Origin of the sequence: Streptomyces olindensis (assembly GCF_040645895.1) — a bacterium.
Classification (GTDB): domain Bacteria; phylum Actinomycetota; class Actinomycetes; order Streptomycetales; family Streptomycetaceae; genus Streptomyces; species Streptomyces olindensis.
Window position 1 is genome coordinate 13,374 of sequence record NZ_JBEYZD010000023.1, and the last position, 22,642, is coordinate 36,015.

General features: G+C 69.6%; 19 protein-coding genes and 1 pseudogene. 13 read left to right on the forward strand and 7 right to left on the reverse strand.

The window, feature by feature from the left end; all coding sequences use genetic code 11:
- The first annotated feature begins 354 nt into the window (after positions 1 to 354).
- The 9 genes from ABZ948_RS17075 to ABZ948_RS17115 all read left to right on the forward strand — a co-directional run bounded on the left by ABZ948_RS17075 (position 355) and on the right by ABZ948_RS17115 (position 13,109).
- Complete coding sequence (locus ABZ948_RS17075) at positions 355 to 1,488, forward strand: LacI family DNA-binding transcriptional regulator (protein ID WP_359760293.1); 1,134 nt, start codon at positions 355 to 357, stop codon at positions 1,486 to 1,488.
- Between the two features lie 431 nt (positions 1,489 to 1,919).
- Positions 1,920 to 3,311: an ABC transporter substrate-binding protein gene (locus tag ABZ948_RS17080; RefSeq protein WP_359760295.1), complete on the forward strand. Its 1,392-nt coding sequence runs from the start codon at positions 1,920 to 1,922 to the stop codon at positions 3,309 to 3,311.
- Between the two features lie 100 nt (positions 3,312 to 3,411).
- Positions 3,412 to 4,350 (forward strand): carbohydrate ABC transporter permease, encoded by a 939-nt coding sequence (locus tag ABZ948_RS17085; RefSeq protein ID WP_435857518.1) that lies wholly within the window; start codon positions 3,412 to 3,414, stop codon positions 4,348 to 4,350.
- Positions 4,347 to 5,300 carry a carbohydrate ABC transporter permease gene (locus ABZ948_RS17090; RefSeq protein ID WP_359760297.1) on the forward strand — a complete coding sequence of 318 codons (954 nt, stop codon included), beginning with the start codon at positions 4,347 to 4,349 and terminating at the stop codon, positions 5,298 to 5,300. The genes ABZ948_RS17085 and ABZ948_RS17090 overlap by 4 nt, the downstream gene beginning before the upstream one ends.
- A 63-nt stretch (positions 5,301 to 5,363) precedes the next feature.
- Complete coding sequence (locus ABZ948_RS17095) at positions 5,364 to 7,511, forward strand: beta-galactosidase (protein WP_359760299.1); 2,148 nt, start codon at positions 5,364 to 5,366, stop codon at positions 7,509 to 7,511.
- Positions 7,512 to 7,575: 64 nt separating this feature from the next.
- The gene (locus tag ABZ948_RS17100; RefSeq protein WP_359760301.1) at positions 7,576 to 9,354 is read left to right on the forward strand and encodes an RICIN domain-containing protein; all 1,779 of its coding nucleotides are present in this window, start codon (positions 7,576 to 7,578) and stop codon (positions 9,352 to 9,354) included.
- A 781-nt stretch (positions 9,355 to 10,135) separates the two neighbouring features.
- On the forward strand, positions 10,136 to 10,498 hold the full coding sequence (locus ABZ948_RS17105) for a hypothetical protein (protein ID WP_359760303.1): 363 nt from the start codon (positions 10,136 to 10,138) through the stop codon (positions 10,496 to 10,498).
- Complete coding sequence (locus tag ABZ948_RS17110; protein WP_359760305.1) at positions 10,495 to 11,154, forward strand: nucleotidyl transferase AbiEii/AbiGii toxin family protein; 660 nt, start codon at positions 10,495 to 10,497, stop codon at positions 11,152 to 11,154. Before ABZ948_RS17105 ends, ABZ948_RS17110 begins: the two co-directional genes overlap by 4 nt.
- Positions 11,155 to 11,774: 620 nt before the next feature.
- A complete protein-coding gene (locus ABZ948_RS17115) occupies positions 11,775 to 13,109 on the forward strand; it encodes a YopA family protein (RefSeq protein ID WP_359760307.1) in 1,335 nt (444 codons plus the stop codon).
- A 446-nt stretch (positions 13,110 to 13,555) separates the two neighbouring features.
- On the opposite strand, the pseudogene ABZ948_RS17120 reads toward ABZ948_RS17115, so the two are convergent.
- A pseudogene (locus ABZ948_RS17120) lies at positions 13,556 to 13,853 on the reverse strand (YnfA family protein).
- A 95-nt stretch (positions 13,854 to 13,948) separates the two neighbouring features.
- Between ABZ948_RS17120 and ABZ948_RS17125 the strand changes: the two are divergent.
- Positions 13,949 to 14,212 carry a hypothetical protein gene (locus tag ABZ948_RS17125; RefSeq protein ID WP_307080270.1) on the forward strand — a complete coding sequence of 88 codons (264 nt, stop codon included), beginning with the start codon at positions 13,949 to 13,951 and terminating at the stop codon, positions 14,210 to 14,212.
- A gap of 90 nt (positions 14,213 to 14,302) precedes the next feature.
- The gene (locus ABZ948_RS17130) at positions 14,303 to 14,812 is read left to right on the forward strand and encodes a hypothetical protein (protein WP_359760310.1); all 510 of its coding nucleotides are present in this window, start codon (positions 14,303 to 14,305) and stop codon (positions 14,810 to 14,812) included.
- On the opposite strand, the gene ABZ948_RS17135 is transcribed toward ABZ948_RS17130, so the two are convergent.
- The 6 genes from ABZ948_RS17135 to ABZ948_RS17160 all read right to left on the reverse strand — a co-directional run bounded on the left by ABZ948_RS17135 (position 14,813) and on the right by ABZ948_RS17160 (position 21,144).
- A complete protein-coding gene (locus ABZ948_RS17135) occupies positions 14,813 to 15,208 on the reverse strand; it encodes a MerR family DNA-binding protein (RefSeq protein ID WP_359760312.1) in 396 nt (131 codons plus the stop codon). It abuts the gene before it with no gap.
- Positions 15,205 to 15,303, reverse strand: coding sequence for a MerR family DNA-binding transcriptional regulator (locus tag ABZ948_RS17140; protein ID WP_359760314.1), 99 nt, complete (start codon positions 15,301 to 15,303; stop codon positions 15,205 to 15,207). Before ABZ948_RS17140 ends, ABZ948_RS17135 begins: the two co-directional genes overlap by 4 nt.
- Positions 15,304 to 15,344: 41 nt before the next feature.
- Complete coding sequence (locus ABZ948_RS17145; protein WP_359760316.1) at positions 15,345 to 15,497, reverse strand: hypothetical protein; 153 nt, start codon at positions 15,495 to 15,497, stop codon at positions 15,345 to 15,347.
- Between the two features lie 19 nt (positions 15,498 to 15,516).
- The gene (locus ABZ948_RS17150; RefSeq protein ID WP_359760318.1) at positions 15,517 to 15,669 is read right to left on the reverse strand and encodes a hypothetical protein; all 153 of its coding nucleotides are present in this window, start codon (positions 15,667 to 15,669) and stop codon (positions 15,517 to 15,519) included.
- Positions 15,670 to 15,926: 257 nt separating this feature from the next.
- Positions 15,927 to 20,939, reverse strand: coding sequence for a hypothetical protein (locus ABZ948_RS17155; protein ID WP_359760320.1), 5,013 nt, complete (start codon positions 20,937 to 20,939; stop codon positions 15,927 to 15,929).
- Positions 20,940 to 21,012: 73 nt separating this feature from the next.
- On the reverse strand, positions 21,013 to 21,144 hold the full coding sequence (locus ABZ948_RS17160; RefSeq protein ID WP_359760321.1) for a hypothetical protein: 132 nt from the start codon (positions 21,142 to 21,144) through the stop codon (positions 21,013 to 21,015).
- A 389-nt stretch (positions 21,145 to 21,533) separates the two neighbouring features.
- Here ABZ948_RS17160 and panD point away from each other — a divergent pair, with 389 nt between their 5' ends.
- Positions 21,534 to 21,953 (forward strand): aspartate 1-decarboxylase, encoded by a 420-nt coding sequence (gene panD / locus ABZ948_RS17165; protein ID WP_359760323.1) that lies wholly within the window; start codon positions 21,534 to 21,536, stop codon positions 21,951 to 21,953.
- A gap of 27 nt (positions 21,954 to 21,980) precedes the next feature.
- Positions 21,981 to 22,325, forward strand: a complete 345-nt coding sequence (locus ABZ948_RS17170) for a GNAT family N-acetyltransferase (RefSeq protein ID WP_359760325.1) — start codon at positions 21,981 to 21,983, stop codon at positions 22,323 to 22,325.
- Positions 22,326 to 22,642: the final 317 nt, after the last annotated feature.

Below are 22,642 nucleotides of genomic sequence, written 5' to 3' on the forward strand. Positions count from 1 at the left end.
GCCCCGCGCCCGGCATCGCGTGCCGCGCCCTGCGCCGATCCTGGCCGCCGCCGCCGCCGCCGCCGCAGCAGCAGCAGGAGCAGCCGCAGCGGCAACAGCGGCACCCGCCACCTCGTCCGTCGACCGGCCGCAGCGGCGCGCCCACCATGTCTACGCAGTCATAACCGACTCGTCAAGACCTGTGACGGCCTTCCCCATGCCCGCGCTCATGCCGGTCGTCCGCCCTCCCCGGCGGCCCCGGATCCGGGTTACGAATCTGTTTCGGACGCTTGACGGCCCTCTTCTGACTGCGTAGACATGTCAGCGCAGTCATACGGCGCCGACCGGCACCGGACGCGACCATCGGGAGACACCATGAGGCGAGGGGCACGACGGGGCGGCAGCTCCGGCGCACCGCGCAGCGTGGACGTCGCCCAGTTGGCCGGCGTCTCGCAGAAGACGGTGTCCCGGGTCTACAACGACGAGCCGTACGTCTCGGCCGAAGTGCGCCGCCGTGTTCTGGAGGCCGGCGAGGAACTGGGCTACCGCATGAACCACGCGGCCCGGGCCCTGGCCTCCGGACGCACCCGCTCGATCGGAGTGGTGACGCTGGGAACCGCCCTGTACGGACCCGCCTCCCTGATCATGGGGGTCGAACGGGCCGTACGGGACACCGGGTACGCCCTCCGCGTGGTCAACACCGTGGAAGGCGACCCGACGGGCGTCGCCGGTGCCGTCGACTCGCTTCTCGAGCAGGGCGTGGACGGCATCGTCATCTCCGAGCCGATCGACGACGGACACGGCGAAGACCTGTCCGCCCGCGGCGACGTCCCGGTACTCGTCCTCGGCGCGCCGCCCCCGGCCACGCCCAAGACGCTGGCCGCGGGCGTCGGCGCCGATCTGATGGCCCGCACGGCGACCGAGTACCTGCTGGAGCTGGGGCACGAGACCGTCCACCACCTCGCCGGACCGCAGCGGTGGTACGCCGCCCGGGACCGGCTGGAGGGCTGGCGGACGACGCTCGCCGCGCACGGCAGGGCGATCCCACCCGTCGTCGAGGGCGACTGGTCGGCCGCGACCGGCTACGCGGCGGGCCGTGAACTGGCCGCCGACCACGACATGACCGCGGTGTTCGCAGCCAACGACGACATGGCGATCGGGCTCATCCGCGCGCTGGCGGAAGCCGGCCGACGCGTGCCCGAGGACGTCAGCGTCGTGGGCTTCGACGACATCCCCGTCGCCGCTTACGTGACCCCTCCGCTCACCACGATGCGTCAGCCCTTCGACGCCGCGGCGCAGGAGGGGCTCAAACGCCTCGTGCACTCCATCGAGAACCCGGACGCGCCCCCCATGCCGGCCAGTGAACCACCGGTCGACCTCGTGATCCGCGCCTCGACCGCGCCTCCGCCGCCCCGGAAGACCGGGGGCGGCGGCCGCTCCGCCGGCGCTTCTCCGAGTGCGGGCCGGGCCGATGCGCCTCTGGGGGGAGGTGCGTCCGCGTACGACTGACCAGCACCGACCGGTCCGAGGAACCGCCTTCCTCACCGGGCAGGGAGCCGTGTGGCGAGCCGCCGTCCGCATCACCGTCCCCGCCCATCCCTCCAGGCCGCGCGTGAGTCCCTGCGAACACCCGTCACACGAACGCTCACACGAACGCTCGCACGAAGCCGCGTCCTCCTCTCTCCGCTCCTCCCCGCACCACAGCGGCCGTCGAGCGGCAGCGCCGCAGTTCTCCGCTCCACCCGTGATCTCCCCGCCCACCGGCTGCTCCGCGACAGCGGGCGGACCCGCCGGCGGGCGGACTCCGCGAGGGCGTACACCCGTGCCAAGCCGGCCTCCGTGCCTGGCCGGCCCGTCCGAGCCCGCGTATCTCCTCATCACCCTCCCCGCGCACGCCTGTGCTCGGCGTGCCCTTCCCTCAGCCATCGGCGGGAGTTCTCATGCACAGAAACGACTCCACCCCCAGCCCGTCCCAGATGAGCCGCCGGCTCCTCCTCACCGCCGCGGGAGCGGTCTCGCTGGGTGCCGCTCTCAGTGCCTGTGCCGGCGACAGCGGCGGCGGCTCCGCCACCACCGCCAAGGCGGTCAGCCAGGCCGACATCGACAAGGCGATGAAGACCCCGACCCAGCTGACCTTCTGGACCTGGGTCCCGGACATCGACCAGGAGGTCGCGCTCTTCGAGAAGAAGTACCCGGCCATCAAGGTCAAGGTCGTCAACGCGGGCCAGGGCGTGCAGCACTACACGAAGCTGCGTACGGCGATCAAGGCCGGCAACGGCGCCCCGGACGTGGCGCAGATGGAGTACCAGGCCATCCCGACCTTCACGATCACGGACAGCCTCCTCGACCTGGCCCCGTACGGCGCGGCGAAACTCAAGGACACCTTCGTCGACTGGACCTGGGGACAGGTCAGCGGCTCCCAGGGCGAGATCTGGGCCATCCCGCAGGACACCGGCCCCATGGGCATGCTCTACCGGGCGGACATCTTCGACAAGCACGGCATCGAACCGCCCACCACCTGGGACGACTTCGCCGCCGCCGCGCGCAAGCTGCACAAGGCCGACCCGGAGGTCTACCTGACCAACCTGGCCGGGAACGAGGCGGCCGCCTGGCACGGCCTGCTCTGGCAGGCCGGGGCCAAGCCCTACGCGACCGCCGGCAAGGGCGAGGTCACCATCGACGTCGACGACGCGATCTCCAAGAAGCTGGCCGCGTACTGGGGCGGGCTGGCCCAGGAAGGCGTCATCGGCGTCGAGGCCGACTTCACCGACGCCTGGTTCTCCGCACTCAACAAGGGCAAGTACGCCACCTGGATCACCGCCGCCTGGGGCCCGGTCTTCCTCTCCGGTTCCGCCAAGTCCACCGCGGGCAAGTGGCGGGCCGCCCCCCTGCCGCAGTGGGACGCCTCCAAGCCGAGCTCGGGCAACTGGGGCGGCTCGACCAGCGCGGTCATCAAGGCGACCAAGAACCCGATCGCGGCCGCCGTGTTCGCGCAGTTCCTCAACAGCGACCCGGCCAGCGCGAAGCTGTTCAACACCAAGCAGTCGTTCTTCCCGGCGACCAAGCAGCTCCTCGCGGACCCGGCCTTCACCGCCGAAGCCCCCTCCTTCTACGGCGGCCAGAAGGTCAACCAGTTGTTCGCCGACATCGGCAGGACGGTCAGCCCCGACTTCCAGTGGCCGCCCTTCCTGGACCAGGCCGTCACCGACTGGACCGAGACCGTGGGCACGGCCCTGACCCGGAAGAAGGACGTGGTCGCCGCGCTCGGCGCATGGCAGTCGCGCATGACCACCTACGCCAAGGCCCAGGGCTTCACCGTCAAGTCCGCGTGATCCGCGGCGGGTTCCGTGCCGACACCCTCAGCTGACGGCACCCTCATCCGCCGGCACGGAACCGCCCCCGGCCAGCCCTTCACCCGAGAAAGGCCCGACGATGACTGCCACGACCGTGGCCCCCACCGAGGAGCCGCGCCGAGCGGGGCCCGGGCGCCGCCGCCTCGGTGGCCCGCGCCAAGGCGCGGCAGGCCCGCTCTTCGTCGCACCGTTCATGGTGCTGTTCCTGCTGATGTTCCTCGCCCCGCTCGGCTACGCCGCCTACCTCAGCCTGTTCCAGGAACGCCTCATCGGCGGGTCCTCCTTCGTCGGGCTGGACAACTACCTGACGGCCCTGAAGGACCCGCAACTTCGGGAGGGCGTCCTGCGGGTCGCGGTGTTCTTCCTGGTCCAGGTCCCGGTCATGCTCCTGCTGGCGCTGCTCTTCGCGCTCGCGCTCGACAGCGGCCTGCTGCGCCTCGCCCGCGTGATCCGGCTGGGCATCTTCGTGCCCTACGCCGTCCCGAGCGTGGTCGCCACCCTCATGTGGGGCTACCTGTACGGGCCGGACTTCGGGCCGTTCGCCCAGCTCAGCGAGAAGCTCGGACTGCCGGTCCCGCGCTTCCTCAGCGACGGCTGGATGCTGGGAAGCCTGGCGAACGTCGTCACCTGGGAGTTCGTCGGCTACAACATGATCATCCTGTACGCGGCCCTGCGGACCGTTCCGCAGGAGCTGTACGAGGCCGCGGCGATGGACGGCGCCGGCCCCTGGCGGATCGCCTGGTCCATCAAGCTCCCGGCGCTGCGCCCCGCCCTGCTGCTGACCCTGCTGTTCTCCGTCATCGGCAGCTTCCAGCTGTTCAACGAGCCGAAGCTGCTCCAGCCGATCGCGCCCGACGTCATCGACAACTCGTACACCGCGAACCTCTACGCCTACTCCCTGGCCTTCACCGGCCAGCAGGTCAACTACTCGGCCGCGGTGTCCTTCTTCCTCGGCCTGGTCATCGTGATCTTCTCCTACGCCGTCCTGTTCCTCGCGAACCGCAGGAGGACCTCGTGACGACCACGACCTCCACCTCCTCCGCCACGTCCCGGCCGGCCCCGCGCGCCACCGCGTCCGGCACCCCGCGGACCGCCCGCCGACGGCGCCGGCGACCGGCCGGGCGCCGCAGCACCCCGCTGACCATCGTCATGCTGGCCGTCCTGGCGTACTTCCTGCTGCCGCTGTTCTGGCTCGCCGTCTCCTCGACCAAGAGCACCCAGGACCTGTTCACCAGCTTCGGCCTGTGGTTCTCGCACGCGCCGCAACTGCTGGAGAACGTCCACGAGACGATCACGCACGACGACGGGGTCTTCCTGCACTGGCTGCTCAACACGGTCCTGTACTCCGTCGGCAGCGCGCTCGGGGCCGCGCTCCTGGCGGCCGCCGCCGGCTACGGCTTCGCCAAGTACCGGTTCCGGGGCGACAACGCGGCCTTCGCCCTCGTCCTCGGCGCCGTCATGATCCCGACGACCGCCCTGGCCATCCCCACCTATCTGCTCTTCGCGAAGGCGGACCTCGTCAACACCCCCTGGGCGATCGTGCTGCCCTCACTGGTCAGCCCGTTCGGCCTCTACCTCATGCGCATCTACGCAGCGGACGCCGTCCCGGACAGCCTGCTGGAGGCCGCGCGCATCGACGGGGCGGGGGAGGCGCGCATCTTCTTCACGATCGCGCTGCGGCTGCTGGCCCCGGGTCTGGTCACGGTCGTGCTCTTCACGCTCGTGGCGACCTGGAACAACTACTTCCTGCCGCTGATCATGCTCAACGACCCCGAGTTGTACCCCGTCACCGTCGGCCTCTCGTCCTGGGCGTCCCAGGCCTTCGGCGGCGGCAGCGGCGCGAACAGCAACATGCTCGCGCTCGTCGTCACCGGTTCCCTCATCTCCATCGTCCCGCTCGTCGTCGCCTTCCTGCTCCTGCAGCGGTACTGGCAGAGCGGTCTGGCCGCCGGCGGCGTCAAGCAGTAGCGCCCCGCCGACCACAGCGCCGACGCCCAGACCCACCCCCCTCGACTCCTCGGAGGTTCCCCCATGGCGGTCCTGCCCGCCCGCGTCCTCTTCGGTGCCGCGTACTACCACGAGTACACGCCCGCCTACGACGCCGAACTGCGGCCCGACGAACGGCTGAAGACCGACCTGGACCTGATGGTCGAGGCGAACTTCACGGTGATCCGGGTCGGCGAGTCGGTCTGGTCCACCTGGGAGCCGGAGAACGGCCGGTTCGACCTCGACTGGCTCCAGCCGGTCCTGGACGGCGCCCACGAGCGCGGCATCTCGGTCATCCTCGGCACGCCGACCTACGCGGTGCCGCCGTGGCTGGCCCGCCAGTACCCGGAGATCACGGGGGAGCGGCGCACCGGGGAGCGCATCGGCTGGGGCGCGCGCCAGGAGGTGGACTTCACCCACCCCGCCTTCCGCTTCCACGCCGAGCGGATCATCCGGAAGATCGTCGCCCGGTACGCCGACCACCCGGCGGTCATCGGCTGGCAGGTCGACAACGAGCCCGGCCTGCACCTCTTCCACAACCGCGGTGTCTTCCAGCGCTTCGTCGACCACCTGCGCGACACGTACGGCGACGTCGAGACCCTCAACCGCGAGTGGGGCCTGGTCTACTGGTCGCACCGGCTGTCCGACTGGTCCGACCTGTGGACCCCGGACGGCAACGAACAGCCCCAGTACGACGTCGCCTGGCGGGAGTTCCAGGCCCGGCAGGTCACCGAGTTCATCGGCTGGCAGGCCGACATCGTCCGCGAGTACGCGAACCCCGGGCACTTCGTCACCACCTGCATCTCCTACACCCGGCAGGGCGTGGCGGACGACGAACTGGCCGCTCCGCTCGACATCGCCTCCGGCAACCCGTACTACGACATGCAGGACGGCCTCCTGCTGCCCGACCCCACCCCGGACGAGCACGAGCAGGTCTGGAAGACCACCGGCGTCTGGTCCATGTACCTCACCGCGGACTGGATGTACTCCTCCCGTCAGGAGCCCTTCCTGGTCACCGAGACCAACGCGGCCTCCATCGGCTTCTGCTGGGACAACAGGCCCGGCTACGACGGCCAGTGGCGCCAGGCCGCCTGGGCGCACGTGGCACGCGGCGCCCGCATGATCGAGTACTGGCAGTGGCAGACCCTGCGCTTCGGCGCCGAGACCTACTGGGGCGGTGTCCTGCCGCACAGTGGGCAACCCGGCCGCACCTACGCCGAAATCGCGCGCCTGGGCGCCGAGTTCGACAAGGCCGGTCCGCTCGTCGCGGGGATCGAGCCGGACGCCGACATCACGATGGTCTACTCGACGCCGAGCAAGTGGCTGATGCAGAAGTACCCGCCGCTGTCCAAGCCGAACGGTGAACCGGACCCCGCCGCCTACCACCGCATCTTCGACCCCTTCTACCGGGGCGCCTTCGAGTCCGGCCGGCAGGTGCGCATCGTGCATGTCGGGCAACTGGTCGACGGCACGGCACCGGAGGAGGCCGCGCGCCGCCACCCGGTGCTGGTCGTGCCGGCGCTCTACCTCGCCACCGACGCCGCCCTCGACTGGCTCACCGCCTACGCCCACGCCGGCGGCCACCTCGTCCTCGGCCCCCGCACCGGATACGCCGACCACGAGGCACGCGCCAGGATCGAAAGGGCACCCGGCAGGCTCACCGAGGCCGCGGGGGTGCACTACGACGAGTTCAGCAACCTGGTGGGGACCGTACCCGTCCGCGGTGCGGGCGGCGGCCCGCTCCAGGTGCCCGCCGACGCGACGGCGACGCACTGGATCGAGGGCCTCACACCGGTCGACGCCGAGACGCTGGCCTCCTACGAGCACCCGCACTTCGGGCGCTGGCCCGCCGTCACCACCCGTCGGCACGGCGCCGGCCGTGTCACCTGCGTGGGCACGGTCCCCGGCCGTGACCTCGCCCGGTCGCTGGCCGCCTGGGTGGCGCCGGACCCGCGCGGCGGCTGGCGGGACCTGCCCGGGACCGTGACCGTCACCACCGGAACCTCGCCGGACGGGCGTCACGTCCACGTCGTCCACAACTGGAGCTGGCAGCCCGCACGCGTGCCGTCCCCGGTGCACCTGTCCGACGTCCTGAGCGGCGACGACGTACCGGCCGGTGCGGAGGTGGACCTGGGCCCGTGGGACGTCCGCGTCCTCGTCGCCGAGGGCGACGGCACCACCCCGCACGCCTGAGCCCCGCACCACTGTGACCGTTCATGAAGGAGGAGTTGTGCAGAGAAGAGCCCTGGGAAGAGCGTTGGGAACCTTCGGCGCGGCGGCCGCGTTGCTGGCCGTCCCCGCGTCCGGCGCACAGGCGTACAACCCGACCGGTGGAATCCTCTACCAGCTCGGCAGTGACGCGTGTCTGAAGGGGCGGGGCAACTGCGCGGTCTACCCGAAGACGGCCCAACTGCCCGGCGGGCGGCTGGTGGCGTCGTTCGAGAAGTCCACCGTCGTGGCGAAGTCGGGCAGCGCCGACGGGCAGACCCTGCCGGTCTACAAGAGTGACGACGACGGGACGAGCTGGCAGCCGCTGTCCGAGGTCAAGGCACCGGCGTACCTCTCCGCGGATCCCGAGTACGACCGGTACACCAGCAACTGGACCAACCCGTACCTCTACGTGCTCCCGCAGCGCGTCGGCGCCCTGAAGTCCGGCACGCTGCTGCTGGCGAGTGTCGTCTCCGGTGACGACGCCTACTACAAGGAGCACAAGGCGGCCGACCCGGACTGGACCCCGTCCAACGACGGCGACCGCAGCGATCTCGCCATCGCCCTGTACGCCAGCACCGACCAGGGCAAGAGCTGGAAGGTCCTGAACGTCGTGGCGACCGGCGGCTGGCAGGGGGGCAGTGCGGGCGCGGTCGGCAAGAACGTCGCCGCCGCCAACGAGCACCGCCAGGTGGACCCGCTGTGGGAGCCCTACCTGATGGTCCACAAGGGCAAGCTGGTCTGCTACTACTCCGACGAGAACGACTACGTCGGCTTCGACCCGGCCACCGGCGTCCCGAAGGAGGACCGCGCCGACGACACGGCCACCGACTCGCACGGCCAGATCCTCGTGCACCGGACCTGGGACGGCAGGAGCGCCGACTGGAGCGACCCCGTCGTCGACGTCTCCGGGTCGGTCCAGGACATGGGCGGCGGCAAGACCGAGATCGGCGGCGGCCGGCCGGGCATGACCAACGTCGTTCCCACGTCGGACGGCAGGTGGATGCTCACCTTCGAGTACTGGGGCGGCGGGGCCAACACCCGGTACGTCATCGCCGACGACCCGCTGAAGTTCTTCCGCGGCAGCCAGACCGGCATGTCGGTCGGCTCGCTCCCCGTCGTCGCCGGGTCCCGCCCGCTCGCGGGCGGCGGCAGCCCGGTCCTCATCCGGCTCCCCGACGGGCGTCTCGTCTACAACGCGGCGAACAGCGGCAGCGTGTGGGTCAACGAGAGCGGACGCAGCGACGGCGTGTGGACCGAGTACCAGACGACCTCGCCGGCCGGCTACAGCCGCAACCTCCAGTACGTCGACGACACCGGCCGCGTCGCGATCCTCAACAACCAGGGCACGTCCACCATCGCCTACGCCGAGGTCGACCTCGGCGACTCCGCCGGCCCCTACCACCGGCTGGTCAACCGCAAGACCGGCCAGGTGATCGGCACCGGCAACAAGACCAACGACGCGAACCTCGGCAACGGGGACACGCCGGACGTGGTCCTGGAGGACGCCGGTGCGGCGGCCGACCCGGACACCCAGCAATGGCACGTGGTGACCAAGCCGGACGGCGGCACGACCCTGCTGAACAGGTCGGGCGGCCGTGCGGCGGCCATCTGGACGGGCAACGCCACGGTCGGCCAGCGCATCGGCCAGTGGGTCGACAACAGTCCGGCGGGCAGCTGGAACCTCGTCAGGACGTCCGACGGCTACTTCAGGCTCCAGGCCGTCAAGAACACGAGCCTCTACCTGACCGGGGCGTCGGCGGGAGCGCCGCTGACCCTGCAGAACGCGGCCGACGACGGCTCGCAGGAGTGGAGGCTCGTCCGCTAGGCCCCGCCCCGTCCAGACGGTGACGGAACACCGCTCGGGGTCCGGCGACAAGACCGGACCCCGTCCCGGGACACACCGCTCGCCCGGCTGTGGCGACCGTCACGAGAGCCCGGGGGGCCTTGCGCGTACGCTGATCGAGGCCGTGCGAGGGGCGCCCGCGAGGACGACCCCGGACGGTGCGGGTGTTTTTGCAGGTCAGAGGCTTGATAGCCCTGCTTGGGTCAGCATACGGTCAGCATCGGCTGCGGGAGCATCCCAGCTTGCTGACCGCCGCCATGACGGGGGACCTGGACACAGGTGCCTGACTCCCTCTTGAGACGTTCGCTGCGTGCCTTGACAGCTCGTCCGCGGCATGGGTCTTGAGTGAATGTGCTGCGTTCGGGGCCGAAACGGCGTGCCTTATGGATGCCGCCTGCCCCCTCCGCTGTCGCCACCTCGCCCGCCCCGGTGTCCTTCTCGTCCACTGCGCTGACGTCATGGGCCTCGGCTTCGACACCGTCGTCATTCCCGACGCCGAGACCGAAGCCGCAGTCCACTCCACCGCGGCGGCCCTCCGCGCGACCTGTTGCATCACGATCACCCGCGCCCACAACCGGGGCTGGTCCTAGGTCGGCAGGTAGCCGGTTGCCGCACCACCCGGGGGCTGCACGGGTAGGCCATGATGCGCTAGGCCTCCACGGGGTGAGATGTCTGAGGGAAGGGCGGGTGGAGCCCGACCCGCACGTACGACATGGGGCCCGTATCCGCCATGCCGCCGCCTCCCAGCAGCGATACTGGATGCATGGATACGACGATCACAGCCCCCCGTGCCGAGGTGCTGCGAGACCGCTACCGCAGCCGACTGCCCGAGCGCTTGCAGGAGCTGGCCGGCCCCGTCGAGGGCAACGTGGACCTGCCGCTCCACATCGTCTGGTCCGGGAGGACGAGCTACAGCCTGGACCGTCCGAAGTCCCGTATGACGCTCTACCGGACGGTCCTAGCCGAAGGACTGGGTGAGGACCTGGTGGCTCTCCTGCACCACCGGCTGCTCACCGAGCAGTGGCCCGTGCTGCGGCGCTTGATCAGTCCCTACATCCGTGAGGTCTGGGAGGACGCCTTCCCCGAGCTGCTCCGCACCGCTCTCGCTGACCCGACCGCCGCGTGAAGCTCACTCCGCTCCACGAGCGTCTCCTCGCCGACATCCTCGACCTCGGCTCCCCCTACCCTCTGGTCCTCACTGGCGGATACGCCGTGCAGGCCCACGGCCTGGTCGAACGCTTCAGCCGTGACCTCGACGTTGCCACCGAGAACCCCGCTCCGATGCAGGAGATCGTCGCCTCACTCACAGCAGGCCTCAGCGCGCGCGGATGGCGGACCATGCACGTCCAGACTGATCCGCTCAGTGGCCGGTTCCTCGTCACCGATCCGGACACCGGAGAGGAGTGCGAGGTCGACGTCCTCAAGGAGGCGTTCTGGGCTCCGCCTGCCCAGACCCCCTATGGCCCCGTTCTTTCCCTCGATGACGTGATCGGCACCAAGGTCCGTGCCCTCGCCGACCGCGGCACCGTCCGCGACCTCATCGACGTCCAGGCAGCCTCCCGCGACCGGTCTACCGCCGACCTCGAATCCCTGGGCCGCCGTCGCGCCCACGACGAGTTCAGCCTCGAAGACCTCCGGGACCGGCTCATCGGCGCGGACTGGTACGAGGATGAGGACTACACCGCGTACGGGCTCACCTCCCGGCAGATCGAAGAACTCAAGGCGTGGGCGCTGGAGTGGGCGGAGGATCTGGGTGCGCGGATCCATGACGAGAACGCCTGAGAGGCGGTCATCACGGCGAAACCGGGGTGCGGTAACGGTCAAACACTGCATCCCGCTCCCACTCCCAGGCCCAGTCCGGGTCCCGACGGTGGAACTCGGTAACAGCCAGCTCGAAGAATTGGTCGGAAGGCTTCCGGCTGGATCCATTGACTACCAGCGCTGACAGCATCGGCTCGGGACCGGTGCTGTCCCGGCGGCAGACGTCTGCCAGTAGAAGCGACATCATCCGGCCGTGGTAGTGCACCCGGTGCTCCGGTGCCACGGCCTCGCTCAGCGCCTTGTAGGTGTTGGTCCGGCCCTCTCGGGCTCACCCCTTCAGAATCGTCACCATGGCGTCCCGGGCAGCCATGTAGTCCGCATCTCCGTACTTCATCTGAGCCCCCTCCAGCCGACTGGAGCGACACGATATCGAGTCGGGGCGGTGCCGAGGTTGGATCTGAAAAGTTGCCCGCTGCCGCCTCGGAGACGGAGGAGCGGGGACGTCCACCGGTTGCGTCCTGGAAAGTGGTGTACGGGTTCGACCTGATCCGGACACTCACTCCGACGCCGGGCCAAACGCCCGGATCAGGTGGGAGCCCGTACACCACTTCCCAGGACGCAAGCCCTCTAGAGTGCGGCACATGTCTGCTTCGTCAACTGAGCTCAAGGCTGAGGACCCCCTGGCGCCGGTGTACCCCTTCAATGCGCCAGGGGAGCCGATCACCCTCTACGACGGACCCATTGGACCGGCCGGGGCTGAGGTGCCCGGGGTTGTCCAGTACGACTGCTCCCCGAAGCCCGGGATCTCTTGGCGGTTGCGTACCGAAGACTATGACCCCACCTCTATGGACAGGACTGAGCTGAGTCTGCTCAACCCTGGTATCGAACTGCCGGTGTCCGCCAGAGACGCTGTGAGCGGCTGGTCCAACGGCACTTCCTACGGAGACCCCACCGCCCCGCTCGACCGTGTTGTTGCCCACTGGTTCAATCTGCCCCGATGGCGTGGATCAGCCCACCTCGGGGCTCATGCTGCTGATGGGACGCCGCGACTGGTGTCGGCCGGACGCAGTGTGTATGAGGCGGACGGGTGGAGGATCACGCTCGACGTCCGCCCCGATCACAAGGCCGTCTTCTCTGATGTGCGCCAGGCCGACGTCTACGTCATGACTCACGTGATGGAGATCCGTCGGCTGGACGGAGCCACGTTCACGGCCGCCGAGGTCACTCCGGTTCTCAGTGCGCTGCACGTCGGACTGTCCTTCGCGCTCGGCCGGTGGGTCGCCCCCGCCCTGCCCGTCGGCCTGAACGACCAGGAGCATACGGTGTGGGGCCAGTGGGGCCCGATGCTCTGCGACCCGGCGCGCCGCATCAGCTCCGGCTGGTGGTACCCCGAAGACCAGAAGTCCTTGGCAGATCTGCTGGCCTGCCTCCTGCCCACCTTCCGCGATCCCGGCAAGGGGCAGGCGCTTCGCCTGCAGATGCAGTACGCGATCACTGCCATAGTCGATCGAGGGTTCGTCGAGCAGCGGATCATGAGCGGAGCTGCGGGACTGGAGCATGTGATGTGGCAGGAACTCGTGCTCAGCGGGCGGCTCACGGAAGCCGAGTACACATCCCGCGCACGGTCGGCTCATGACAAACTGCGTATGGTCCTGACGGAGTCCGGGGTCGATCTGAGGGTGCGCGCAGACCGTCTGCCGGCAGCCGCTGCCTATGCGGCCAGACAGCGGGTAGACGGCACTCGGCCGGCGGACGGCGCCGACGTCGTCACCCGAGTCCGTAACCGTCTCGTGCATCCCAAGGACACACAAGAGCCCGTCTACGGGGTCAAAGGACTGGTCACCGACACCTGGCTCCTGACCCGCCACTACCTCGCGCTGCTGGTGCTCCGCTCGATCGGCTACCGAGGCTCCTACCAGGACCTCTCCAGGACCAACAGGTGGGTCGGTGAGACCGAGCCCGTCCCATGGGCGTGAGGTCGAGCAAGCCTTCAGGAGCCGACAGCGCTCTTTCCGGGCTTGGAGGCCCCTGCGGTCGTACGAGGTGCTGGGCGACATCGTTGCGGCTGATGTCCTGCGAAGTCGCAGCCTCGCGGATCGTGCGCTACCGCATCCTCTATTGATGACGGCGGCGTCCGAGTCCCGATTCGGTGACCGGAGGCCGACTGTGGCCTCCAGCCATGCCAACCTTTGACACCGGGAGGAAGCCGCGAACTTGAAGGTGCCCCGTGTGGGAGATAGAGGCGGATCAGCACCTCTGATGGGAATTCTTGAAGACGGCCAGGGCTGCTCGTCGCCCCGCTCGGTCAGGGGTTCAACAGAGTGGGGAGTGGCAACGAGCATGGAGAGCCCGACACTGAGGAACACCAGAGCGGAGATCAGGTCATCCCTGCTGGGTGCTGACAAACGGTGGACGAGGTCGGTCAGTGGCTACGGGTCGCGTGCATGATCACGGCCATCCCCGCGAGGCACACCAGGGCGCCGATCACGTCCCAGCGGTCGGGCCGGTAGCCATCGGCGACCATGCCCCCAGGCGATCGACCCGGCCACGAAGATCCCGCCGTACACGGCGAGGATACGCCCAGAGTTGTCGTCGGACTGGAAAGTGGCCGCCACCCCATACAAGCCCAGCGCGATGACGCCAGCGCCGATCCAGATCCAGCCCTGGTGCTCGCGGAGCAACAGCCAAGAGCTGTGGATGGGACCTTTCGACGGGGTGATCTCAGCAGCCGCGAGCCGGGCGTTTTCGCGCACCTTCGAGGCGGTATTGGCGGACAACAGCGCGGCGGTAACCCCCAGCGTGACAACATCAACGCATGGGCATCTTCAACTCCATCGCGCGTGGCCTCGGTAGCCTCCGCCCGCTGTCCGACGCGGAACTCGCAGACGAACGCGAGGCGCTGCGAGAGCGTTACGTATCCGCTGGGGATGTCAACGAAGCGGATAAACTGTACGACGAGCTGCACCGCTACGACGCAGAGATGATTCGCCGTGCAAACGAGGCCTATGCCCGCGAGAACCCGAACCCACCAGAGCCCAGGCATCGCGAGCACGGGTGGTACCTGCCGAACGACGACTAGGCGGGCCTCTACAGGTGACGAGTAGGTTCTTTTGCATGCAGTTCCGGCGAACCCGCCTACCGCGCAGGGTCGTTGGGCGACAATCTCTGCATGCTGGCACCGATCCCCCCTCCTCCACCGTCGCAGCGGAGCGTCATCATCAAGAAGCCCCGCAGCCTGGCCCGACGGCTCATGCAGGAGGCCGGCAGCGGGCCGCTGCCCGTTCTTGCCCTGCGCATCCAGGACCGCGCCCGCGCCACCGCCAATGACTTCCTTCGCGAGCACGGGTCCCGTGAACACCGGCTCTACGTCCTGGAGATCGCAGGACACACACCCCGCATCAAGATCGGGTACAGCAGCGCTCCATGGGAACGCCTCACCCGGCACATCGGGGAAGCCAATCGCTGGCAACACACGCTGATCCAGGCCCATTTCTCCGACGCTCTGCCCGACAAGGCCACGGCCAAGAGCGCTGAGCAGCAGGCGCACGCGTTCATGAGCAAGTTCTATGACTGCGTGCCGGGCTCTCCGGAGATGTTCGTTGGCAGTGACTTCCGCGCCGGGAAGACCTGCGTGGGGACTGCCGTGGCCTGTGCGCTGTGTGGACGGTCGGAGCAATAGTCAAGATCTGTGGACCGCTGAAGTCATGGCGCCACACACGCGAAGGCGGCCAGGCCCCCGAGCGCCTTCGGGGCGCGGTGGGGGCGGTGGGCAGCAGCAAAGTCCGGCATGGCAGTTCTCCTCGGCGAACTCGGTGAAGGGGATGGGAGAGCAGGCGCTGAACGCGCACACGGTCAGGTCGTCGCAGCCCGCCTCGACGGCGGCGACCAGGGCGGTGCGGATGGTGGCCAGGTCGGCGATCTTCGCGTCGACCTCGGCGAGCTTGGCCGCAGCACGTTCCTGGAGCCCCGCCACGGGGCAGCCGTGGCGGTGGCGGCCAGCCTCCAGCAGCTCGGCGACCTCCTCCAGCGTGAACCCGAGCCGCTGGGCCGCCTTGATCACCCCCAGCGCGGTCACCGCCTCCTCGCCGCACAGGCGGTGACCGCCATGCTTCGTTCCGGCTCGGCCAGCAGGCCGCGCCGCTCGTAGTAGCGCAGCGTCTGCACGTTCACCCCGGCCGCCTCGGCGACCTGCCCGCTGCGCAGGCCCGAGCTCAGGGAGACTCCTGCGAGGCAGCGGTCCGCGCCGCCAGGGCGTCCAGGACCGCCTCGCGCGCCGGGTCTACTGAAATGTCCAGAGAGATCAAGTCCTCGCCCGGGGTGGCGGTGAAGGTGAAGAACGAGCAGCGGCCGCTCTCACGCTCCACCAGGGCACGGACCCGCTCCTCAACGCCCCAGGTCTAGGCGCAGCCGGAGCGGCTGCGGCCGGGACAGCGACGTCAGCCGCTGGGACAACAGCGCATCCCACTCCGCGACCCGCAAGGACCGCTCCTCGGTGGGCAGCGTGCAGGACTGGGGCACCCACGCCAGATCACTCATCGCACTCACTCCCGTCATCACGCCCCCGAGGGCGGCGGCACCTTCAACGGTAAACCTGTACCTAGGTACAGGTTTCAAGTCTTGGGTGCGGCTACAGGTGGGGAGATCCACTGAGCATGTGTGGGGTGGGCCGAGTATGGGGTGGCCGATTTCAAAGAGCCCCATCACCTCGCCGGAACGTGCTCCCTGGCGCCGGAGCCGGTCCTGGGCGAACACAAGGCCGGCTGCCCCCGCACCCCGGTGGCCCCGCGGCGGGGTCATTCCTCCATACGCTGCAGGTCGGCCGCCCGATGGTCACCCGCGGACGCCAACCCGTCGACGAGGCGTCGCCACCGTGCGATCTGGTCCGGTGTCATGGCATCACGTGAGTGAAGCGTCCGGAGCCAGTCGGGGAGGTACCAGCACCTGCTCGCGGCGATGCGATGGTTGCCGTCCATCAGTCGCTCCGCCAGGCGGAGTCCCGTGTCCCTCTGCCATGTGAGCGGGGCGCACTTGCCGAGTTGTGCGAGTGCGTCGAGGGCCTTCGGTTCCTGACGGGCGAATACTGTCCAGCGGTCCAGGAGGCTGGTGAGGATGTCGGGATGGAGCCAGTCCTGCCGGGCGCGAGCCAGGGTCGCGTCGATGTCGGTGTCACTTATGTCGATTTCGGGCGCGGGCAGGAGCGACCCCAGCGCGAGGCCGTCCCAGTGATGGCTGGTGCGTAGCCCGGTGCCGTCGCCGATGGCGTCGAGGGCGGCCTCCATGACGACGGGCCAGACGGCAGGGAGGGACGGGCGCAGGCCGTCGTCGTAGGTGAAGAGTACGGCGAGGTCGCGGAGGAACTGGTGCAGGGCGCGGCTGTTAGCGGCGAAGTGCTGTGCGTGTGCTTTGAGCGGCTCGGTGTTGCCACTGACCGCTAGGTCGACAATGACGCGCGCGCTTCGCTTGCTGTGCCGGTTCTCGTACCCCTCCTTGGCCCAGTGGTCGGTGGCGCGGGCGTGGGCGGCGAGCAGGGTTTCGGTGAGTCTGTTCGCCCGATCCGCCACACAACTGTCGCTGAGGGATGCCGCGCCGGCGGCCACGAGCGGGGGGATCAGCGAGATCAGGTACAGCTGTTCCGTATCGACCTCGGGCAGCGTTCGCTCGTAGGGGCCGTCGAGCCGGGGACGCTCCCGTGTGCCGGTCTTCGGGTCCCAGTCGCCCAGTCGACAGTCCCGCAGTCCCGCCTCCACGGCGTCTAGCGCCACCTGGCGGCGGCACGGGCCCGGCTGTCGGTCGGTGTCGCATGGCGCGGCCCAGACGTATTCGAGAGCCCGGGCGAACGCCATGCGCACCTCGTCGAAGTGGTTCGTGCTGCAGCGGGTCAAGACGTCGATGATCGCCTGCCGGTCGAGGACGGCGTCGTCGGAGGTCACCGCTAGGAGCGCCGCCAGGCCGGTCGCCGCGGACCGGTCGGCCCCCATCGAGTAGTAGGAGGAGGCGGCGTACCCGGTACGGCTCGGTTCGGTGATCGCCTCGATCAGGACGGTCGTCGCCCATCGCAGGTCGTCGACCGGAACCCGGAGCCGTCCGCGAGCCTGTGCGACGGCAGCGGTGGCGGCGACGGCGGCGATCGCGTCAAGCCGGTCGACAGGAAGACTGGGTGTGTCGTCGCCCAAGGACCGCGCCTCGGCTATGTCGGCCAGAAGCGTGTCGGGAGGGGCGGTGCGACCGTCGGATCCGGCGTAGGTGTTCTGCAGGCGCAGGGCCCGGCCGGCCCGGTCGAGCATCTCGGTGTCGGGCCGCATGCGAGTCGCCAGCGGCTCGGGATGCTGGTACTGCACGGTCAAGTTGCCGGATCCGGCGGTTTCCAGGCGGAAGTTCTCCGGCCTGAACGTCGCTGCCCAGACCTGCACCGAGGCGAGGAAGTGGTCGGCCTCCGAGTCGTCCTGGGAGTCGGCGACCATTTCCTCCGCGCGGCGGACGAGTTCCTCTCCGGTGGCCGCGAGCTCGTCCACCCGGCCCTGGTCCCCCGAGAGGACCGCGCGCATAGTGAGTTCGGCGGCGACATCGCGCGGGCTGCTTCGGCGACGGGACCGCCCCACGAGATCGGTCTCGTCCGGGCCTTGTACGTGCAGTACTCCTTCACCGGCGACTCGCACGAACTCCAGCTGCCACACGTTCGGATCCCGCATCCAGGGGATCAGTAGATCGCCGGCCTGCTCCAGATGGCGCACCAGGAATCCGACGGCCAGACCGGGCATGGCCAAGTTGTTGCAGTCGCGCAACAAAAGCTCCACGACCTGGGCGGGAGAGATGCCGACGACGGCCACGAGTTGGTCCGCGAGGCGCTCGACCGCGAGCAGCGCGCTCACGCACGGGTACGGGCCGATCGACCCTCCCCGGTACCAGGCCCAGACGTGTTCATCCCCGACGCAGGGCCGAACTCCCACCCCCGGCAGATCCAGTTCTGCTCCGGTCGGCTCGTCAGCGGGTGCTCGGACATCGTCGCCGTGCACCCCGACCCGGACGGCCGCAGCGTGGTCGAGCATCCGGTTGATCAGAGCCAGTGCAGGGAGGGTGTGCGCCTTCAGGAGCGGCCAGAAGGGCCCCCGATACCACCCCGCCATCTGTTCGGTGATGCTTCCTCGGGCGCGGTGATGTCGGATGCCGTCGTCGAACGGGTACGAGTGGGACCAGCCGTATCTGTCCTCCTCAGGGTCGTGCTGTTCGATGTAGTAGGACTCGGCCAGGGCCAGCAGCAGATCCGGCTGATGCCTGGCCATCTCCGTCGCGGCCCAGAAGCTCTCCACGGCGGGCTCGAGACGCGCACCGTCGTCGTCGGCGATTCCCCTGAGGAACGCCTCGGCGCGCCTGTCGAGGTCGGTGCCGAGCATCGCCAGGGCTTCCACTGCGAATTCGTCCGAGTGCTCCGGATCGGATGCGAGCACGCGGTCCCGCAGCGCCTGCCGGATCGGGACTGGCTCGCTTGTCTCGGCCTGCACTAGTCCATACAGCCACGCCAGCACCAGTTCGCGGACTCTGCGGCCCACGTCGTGGGCGGTCCGTGAGTCGCTGTCGGAGCCGGTGTCGTGTGGGTGGCAGAAGGCCAGCTCGACCAGGGGCGCGAGTATCAGCGGGTCGCCGACGCCATGGGTCGCGTAACGCTGCATGGCCAGCCGGATTACCGTGCGCAAGCCGGCTTGCTGGTCCATCTGCAGCGCGGGCCATACACGGCCGAGTACCTTTCCGGCGGCACCGAGGGTGAGCACTGCCTCCCACGGCACGTCCGACCACCGCTCGCCGTGGTCGGACGCGATCCCGTCGAAGACGGTGCGCAGGTGGGCGAGCGACCGTTCGACGTCATCGGCGCCGAGTAGATGGGCCTGGCACGCGATCCGTGCGGCACGCAGCGCCCAGCGCGGCGCGTCGGCGGTTGAGAGGAGAGCGAAGCCGTCCGTGACGAGCAGCCGCACCACCGCCATGTCTCGCACGAGATCGCTGGCGAACCGATCAGACGGGCTCCAGGCGCTGGTCACGCCGAGCGGCGCCAGCAGACCGTCGGAGCGCAGGGAGGGCAAGGCGGCCGGGTCCGGTGGCACGGCGGTTTCGCGGGGAAGTAGTTGGCGTCTGGCCAGTGCCTGGAGAGACTGGTCGCGAGCGTCGGGGGAGGGGCCTCCCGCCGTCATCATCTCTCCGCGGCGTACAAGGTTGCGCCAGACGGCGGCGAACAGGTCGGCCTCCGACGCCGCTCCCTGAGGGGCCGCCACGCCCGGGCCCGCGCGCAACAGCATGTCCACCAGACCAGGTCTGCCCAGCAACCACCGCGTCCGCTCGTCACCGGCCCACTGCCGCAGCTGCGGAAAGACCTCGACGAGCCGCGTGGTCTCGGCTGGAGTCAGCCGGGGGACCTCGTGCTCGCGGACGAGATCCTCGACGATTCCGCCGTCCTGCGCCACGCTCTCCGCAGCCTGAACGAGCACGTCACGTGCGGCTCCCGAACCGTCGGCACGGGTGACCGCCACCACGCCGAGTCCGGCGGCCATGGCTGCCCGCGCGAGGTCCGAGAGCAGCTGGGCACGTCCTTCCAGCACCGACTCCGCGCCGTCGACGACCAGCAGACGCCCCTTACCCACCGCAGAGGCACCCAGCACCGCGGCGAGGCGGGCGCCGAGCAGCGCCTCGAATTCCGCAAGCGTTGCGGGGATCTCCCGCAGGTTCAGCACGGTGACCGCGACTCCATCGACTCGCAGCCGCCCAGCGGTACGCAGGGCCAAAGCCGACTTGCCGGCGTCGGGCTCCCCGTGGACGACCAGCGCGGTCGCCCGCGAGGCTACCGCCCTCGCTTCGGCGGCCAGAGCATTTCCGGCTTCGGTGCGCTCCAACTCGAGGTTCTCGCCGACACCGGTCAGCCGGAACCGGAGGAGGTTCTCGGCCGTCTCCGACAGGGCGTCGAGAGCACGCCACGCCGGGGCGTAGGACGAGGAGCGGTCAACGACCGCAGCCCCAGAGAGCTGCCTCCGGAGCATGCTCTCGGTGACGGTGGCCGCTGTCGGGGCGTAACTCCGGGACAGTCTCCCCAGAGCTTCGAACAGGGTGGCGGAACCCTCCACAGAGGCATCGGGGACGACGCTCCGCAGGCGGGCCACAGCCGCTGTACGGTCGGACTCGTCGGCCCCCTCCAGCCTCAGTTGCCACAACCAGAGCACGTGCAGGAATCGCCAGGTCAGCTCGGCGGCAGGCCTTTCAGTACTCACCTTCGGACTGCTGGCTGCCTGAGCGATCAACGCGTCCAGATGGCTCAGCCGCCTGCGAATCGCTTCAGTCGTGCGTCCCGGCTGCTTCACTACCGCGCGGAACGACTCCTCGTCGGGCTGCCCCCGTGCGATCACGGCCAGCTCATGCACCTGCCGTACGGCAGGACTGGTGCTGGCCACAGCGAGCGCCAGCCGCCAATGCCCCGCGCCGGCCTCGGGCCAGTGATCCGTGACGATCCGCAGGTAGGACACGAGCAGGTCCGCCGTGGAGTCGTCGCTGGTCGTGAATGCCGGGGCCCGGCGCACACCGATCGACAACCGCCGCTGTGCTCCGTCGGCCGTGTCCCCAACGACGATCAGGTCGTCCACGGGGCTGAAACTGCTGTCCTGGAAGCGTACGGACACCGGCGTCACGTCATCACCCAGTGCCGGTACGGGATCGCCGAGGAGGAGGTGCGCTAGCAGGACGGCACCGAAGTCGTGCTCCAAGACCGTGCCACCGCCGCCGGTCGCGTACGGGCTGGCCACCTGCTCTGCTGCGTCGCGCCCCACCATCTCCGCATCATAGGACGCGCCACCGACAGTACTGGCGGGCACGACGTCGCGCGGTTCGGTGCCACGACCCGTCTCAGGTGCGGAGGTTGAAGGCAGTCTTCTCCAGGAGGGCGTTGGTGTTCGTATCGTGGCCGAGGCCGAGGGCGAGGGTCTGGTACGGGAGGGCGGCGGGCCGCTCCGTGAGGCGGGCGGAGCCGCCGGTCATGGGTAGCAGCCCGAACGCATCCGGGTAGCGGTCCTCTGTACCGGCGGTGCAGAAGTCCGTCTCGTCCGGGCGGCGCGGCTCGTCGAGGAACGAAGGGCGCGGCCCCTTGAGCAGTGACCCGATGGCACCCCCAAATCTCCTGATATGCCGTCAGGTAGGTCAGCGTTTCGTCAGCATCGATCCTGGCAAGTTCCGCGAAGACCGTTCGAGTAGGTGCACCTTCGACGAGCCACAACAGCCGTGTTCGCGCTGAAGCCCAGGCAGGAGCCTGCTTACCGGAGAGAAGCGATGTTCCTCACAATCTTCGAGTCAGGCGCGTGCCAGTTGTAGAGTGATACCGCCCTTGACCTGCAGAAAGCTGGCAGGGAGCCGTCCTCCAGGAGTCCAAAGTGCTGCGTACTCTGTTCAAGTCCAAGATCCACCGTGCCACCGTCACCCAGGCCGACCTGCACTACGTGGGATCGGTCACCATCGACGCCGATCTGCTCGACGCCGCCGACCTGCTGCCCGGTGAGCTCGTGCACATCGTGGACATCACCAACGGCGCCCGTCTGGAGACGTACGTCATCGAGGGCGAGCGCGGTTCCGGCGTGATCGGGATCAACGGGGCCGCGGCCCATCTCGTCCACCCCGGCGACCTGGTGATCCTCATCAGCTACGCCCAGGTGACGGACGCCGAGGCGCGGGCACTCACCCCCCGGGTCGTGCACGTGGACGGCGACAACCGGATCGTGTCCCTCGGCGCCGACCCGTCCGAGCCGGTGCCCGGGTCGGACCAGCAGCGCAGCCCGCAGGCCGTAGGGGCCTGACCGATACGGAGGAGCAGGAGCGTGTCCATGAGCGACCCGGAGATTCGCGACGACCGGGCGGCGGGCCGTCTGGAGGCGGTGGCCGGCGGCGAAGTCGTCGGGCGCATCGAGTACTTCGTGCTCGACGGCCCCGAGCGCGCGCTCGTGCCCGTCCACACGATCGTCGAGCCGGCCCACGAGGGCAAGGGCATCGCGGGGTCGCTGGCACGCGAGCTCTACGCCATCGCGGCCCGCGAGGACAGCGCGGTGGCCCCGCTGTGTCCGTACGTCGCCAGGTGGGCCGAACGCCACCCCGACGAGGCACCGCCGGCGGGCGAGGACGTGCTGACCGCGGCGAAGGAATGGCTGCGGGCCCACCCCGGCCGTTTCTGACGCCGCACCGCACCCGCCGACGGGGGCTGCGGGGACGGACGGGGGCGGTGGGGACACCCCGTCCCCGCTACCCCCACCTGGCCCCCTTCCCGTCCTGCCGGGGGGTGACTGCCGCAGCAGGTGACGGGTAGGCGGGGGAGTAGTCCAGAGCCGGAGTCGAGCGACTGGCTGGAGGACCTCATGACGAACCCGTATCCCGACCCCGTGCCGCCGGCACCGACACCGGGCCCGGATCCCCAGCACCCGGAGCCGCACCCGGATCCGGTGCCGAATCCGCAGCCCCCGCCGGGCCCGGAGCCGACCCCGCCTCCGCCGGC

What these genes read in the sequence shown, in the direction of transcription:
- ABZ948_RS17115 (WP_359760307.1), top strand. Translation starts at nt 11,775, where the DNA reads ATGTCTGCTTCGTCAACTGAGCTCAAGGCTGAGGACCCCCTGGCGCCG.
- ABZ948_RS17125 (WP_307080270.1), top strand. Translation starts at nt 13,949, where the DNA reads ATGGGCATCTTCAACTCCATCGCGCGTGGCCTCGGTAGCCTCCGCCCG.
- ABZ948_RS17155 (WP_359760320.1), bottom strand. Translation starts at nt 20,939, where the DNA reads ATGGTGGGGCGCGACGCAGCAGAGCAGGTGGCCAGCCCGTACGCGACC.
- ABZ948_RS17095 (WP_359760299.1), top strand. Translation starts at nt 5,364, where the DNA reads ATGGCGGTCCTGCCCGCCCGCGTCCTCTTCGGTGCCGCGTACTACCAC.
- ABZ948_RS17085 (WP_435857518.1), top strand. Translation starts at nt 3,412, where the DNA reads ATGACTGCCACGACCGTGGCCCCCACCGAGGAGCCGCGCCGAGCGGGG.
- ABZ948_RS17160 (WP_359760321.1), bottom strand. Translation starts at nt 21,144, where the DNA reads ATGACCGGCGGCTCCGCCCGCCTCACGGAGCGGCCCGCCGCCCTCCCG.
- ABZ948_RS17105 (WP_359760303.1), top strand. Translation starts at nt 10,136, where the DNA reads ATGGATACGACGATCACAGCCCCCCGTGCCGAGGTGCTGCGAGACCGC.
- ABZ948_RS17170 (WP_359760325.1), top strand. Translation starts at nt 21,981, where the DNA reads ATGAGCGACCCGGAGATTCGCGACGACCGGGCGGCGGGCCGTCTGGAG.
- ABZ948_RS17075 (WP_359760293.1), top strand. Translation starts at nt 355, where the DNA reads ATGAGGCGAGGGGCACGACGGGGCGGCAGCTCCGGCGCACCGCGCAGC.
- ABZ948_RS17080 (WP_359760295.1), top strand. Translation starts at nt 1,920, where the DNA reads ATGCACAGAAACGACTCCACCCCCAGCCCGTCCCAGATGAGCCGCCGG.
- ABZ948_RS17130 (WP_359760310.1), top strand. Translation starts at nt 14,303, where the DNA reads ATGCTGGCACCGATCCCCCCTCCTCCACCGTCGCAGCGGAGCGTCATC.
- ABZ948_RS17150 (WP_359760318.1), bottom strand. Translation starts at nt 15,669, where the DNA reads ATGAGTGATCTGGCGTGGGTGCCCCAGTCCTGCACGCTGCCCACCGAG.